The organism is Xanthobacter autotrophicus (assembly GCF_030015065.1).
GTDB lineage: Bacteria > Pseudomonadota > Alphaproteobacteria > Rhizobiales > Xanthobacteraceae > Xanthobacter > Xanthobacter autotrophicus_D.
This window is the reverse complement of the sequence record NZ_JAIVFN010000220.1, coordinates 1-2,780: the sequence shown is the minus strand read 5'-3', so window position 1 is coordinate 2,780 and position 2,780 is coordinate 1. Positions and strand designations below refer to the sequence as shown.

At 72.3% G+C, this 2,780-nt stretch carries 1 protein-coding gene; it reads right to left on the bottom strand.

Annotated features, from left to right (window positions below; translation table 11 throughout):
- Positions 1–67: 67 nt before the first annotated feature.
- Positions 68–2,780, bottom strand: a 2,713-nt coding sequence (gene mutS, locus K9U40_RS22455) for a DNA mismatch repair protein MutS (protein ID WP_432715932.1), incomplete at its 5' end; no start/stop codon positions are given.

Below are 2,780 nucleotides of genomic sequence, written 5' to 3'. Positions count from 1 at the left end.
GTGCAGGAGCGCTTCAGGCCATCATCGCCGGGCGGGGCCGCCACACCCCCGCCCCTCTCGCCCACCCTCACCCCTCCCGCCGCAGGCCCTTCAGGCGGTAGAGCGCATCCAGCGCCTCGCGCGGGCTCAGGCTGTCGGGATCGAGAGCGTCGAGGACGGCCAGCGCCGCCTCGGACTTCGGGTCCGCCGGCGCGGCAGCCGCCACGGGCCGGGGACGCGCCGCGAACAAAGGCAAATCGTCGATGAGCTTCTGGGCGGGGGAAGCGCGCTCAGCCGCCTCCAGCTCGGCCAGCACCGCCTTGGCGCGGGCGATCACCGCCTCGGGCAGGCCGGCGAGCTTGGCCACCTGGATGCCGTAGGAGCGATCCGCCGCCCCCGGCACCACCTCGTGCAGGAAGATCACGTCGCCATGCCATTCGGTGACCTTCACCGTGGCGTTGGAGAGCCGCTTGCAGCGCTGCGACAGCGCGGTGAGCTCGTGGAAGTGGGTGGCGAACAGCGCCCGGCAACGGTTCACCTCGTGCAGGTGCTCCAGGCTCGCCCAGGCGATGGACATGCCGTCGAAGGTGGCGGTGCCGCGCCCGATCTCGTCGAGGATGACCAAAGAGCGCGCCGTGGCCTGGTTCAGGATGGCGGCGGTCTCCACCATCTCCACCATGAAGGTGGAGCGCCCGCGGGCCAGGTCGTCCGCCGCCCCCACGCGGGAGAACAGGCGGTCCACGATGCCGATGCGCGCGGAGCGCGCCGGCACGAAGGCCCCGGCCTGCGCCAGCACGCAGATGAGCGCGTTCTGGCGCAGGAAGGTGGACTTGCCCGCCATGTTCGGCCCGGTAACCAGCACGATGCGCCCGTCCTCGAACCCCTCCGGCGGGGAGAGGTCGCAATCGTTGGGCACGAAGGGGCCGCCTTCCTTGGCGAGGGCCTGCTCCACCACCGGATGGCGCCCGCCCGCGATGGCGAAGCCGACGCCTTGCTCCATGTGCGGGCGCACATGGTTCTCCACCGCCGCCAGCTCCGCGAAGGCCGCCGCCACGTCGAGTTCCGCCAGAGCTTCGGCGGCGGCGCGGATGGTCGAGGTTTCCGCCACCACGGCTGCCGCGAGCCGGTCGAAGATGGCCTGCTCCAGCCCCAGGGCCCGCTCGCCGGCGCTGGCGATGCGGCTTTCCAGATCGCCCAATTCGACGGATGAGAAGCGCACCGCCCCGGCCATGGTCTGGCGGTGGACGAAGACGGCATCAAAGGGCGCCTCGCGCAGGCGGTCGGCGTTCTGAGCCGAGACCTCGACGAAATAGCCGAGCACCGCATTGTGCCGGATCTTCAGGGCGCGCACGCCGGTCTCGTCCACATAGCGCCGCTCCAGCGCCGCCACCACGCGCCGGCTTTCGTCGCGCAGGGCGCGGGTGGCGTCCAGCTCGGCGTCGCAGCCTTCGCGGACGAAGCCGCCGTCGCGGCGGTGGGGCGGCAGGCTCTCGGCCAGCGCCGAGGCGAGATCCAGCACCAGGGCGTGAGGCACCCGTGCCAGCGCTGCCACCGACCGGGCGAGATCCGCCGGCGGCGCGGCGCCGAACAAAGCGGCGATGGCGAGCGCGCCCTCGAGGGCATCGCGCACGGCGGCAAGGTCGCGCGGGCCGCCGCGCTGGAGCGCGAGGCGGGTGACGGCGCGGGCCATGTCGGGGGCGCGGGAGAGCCGCGCGCGCAGCTCGCGCCGCAGCTCGCCTTCCTCCACCAGGTGCGCCACTGCGTCGTGCCGGGCGCGGATGGCCGCCAGATCCGTGAGGGGCTCGGCGATGCGGCGGGCGACAAGGCGCGCGCCGGCCGCCGTCACCGTGCGGTCCACAGCGGCAAGCAGGGAGCCGCGCCGCTCGCCGGAGGTGGTGCGCACCAGCTCCAGATTGGCCCGCGTGCCGGCATCTATGGCCATGATGCCGCCTTCCTGATCCTTCACCGGGCGGGAGAGCAGAGGCTTTGCCCCGAGCTGGGTGCGGTCCACATAGGCCACGATGGCCGCCGCCGCGATCAGCTCCGCGCGGGCGAAATTGCCAAAGGCGTCCAGGGCCGCGACGGCGAAGAAATCGGCGAGGCGTTTTTCCGCCCCCGCCCCGTCGAAGGACTGGCGCGGCAGGGGCGTCACCGCCGGAAAGGCGCGCAGCAGCGCGCGCAATTCGCCGTCGTCCAGCACCGCGTCGGAGACGAGGATCTCCGCCGGGTCGATACGGGCAAGGTCTCCGGAAAGGTCGTCGCGGCTGGTGGCGGCGACCCGGAAGCTGCCGGTGGACATGTCCGTGTACGCAAGGGCGTAGGCGAAATCCTGCGACCCCGAGCCGGCCCGCACGCGGGCGAGGGCTGCGAGCACGTTCTCGCGCCGGGCGTCCAGCAGCGCATCCTCGGTGATGGTGCCGGGGGTGACGAGGCGCGTCACGTCCCGCCGCACCACGGATTTCGGCCCGCGCTTCTTCGCCTCCGCCGGGTCCTCCAGCTGCTCGCACACCGACACGCGGAAGCCGAGCGCAATGAGCTTGTGGAGATATTCCTCGGCGCGGTCGATGGGCACGCCGCACATGGGGATGTCCTCGCCCAGGTGCTTGCCGCGCTTGGTGAGCACGATGCCCAGCGCCTGCGAGGCCGCTTCCGCATCGGCGAAGAACAGCTCGTAGAAATCGCCCATGCGGTAGAACAGCAGGCTGTCCGGATTGGCGGCCTTGATCTCCAGATATTGCGCCATCATGGGCGTGACACGCGCTTCCTCGGCCCGCGCGGGGGCGGCGGGCGCGGGGGTTTCC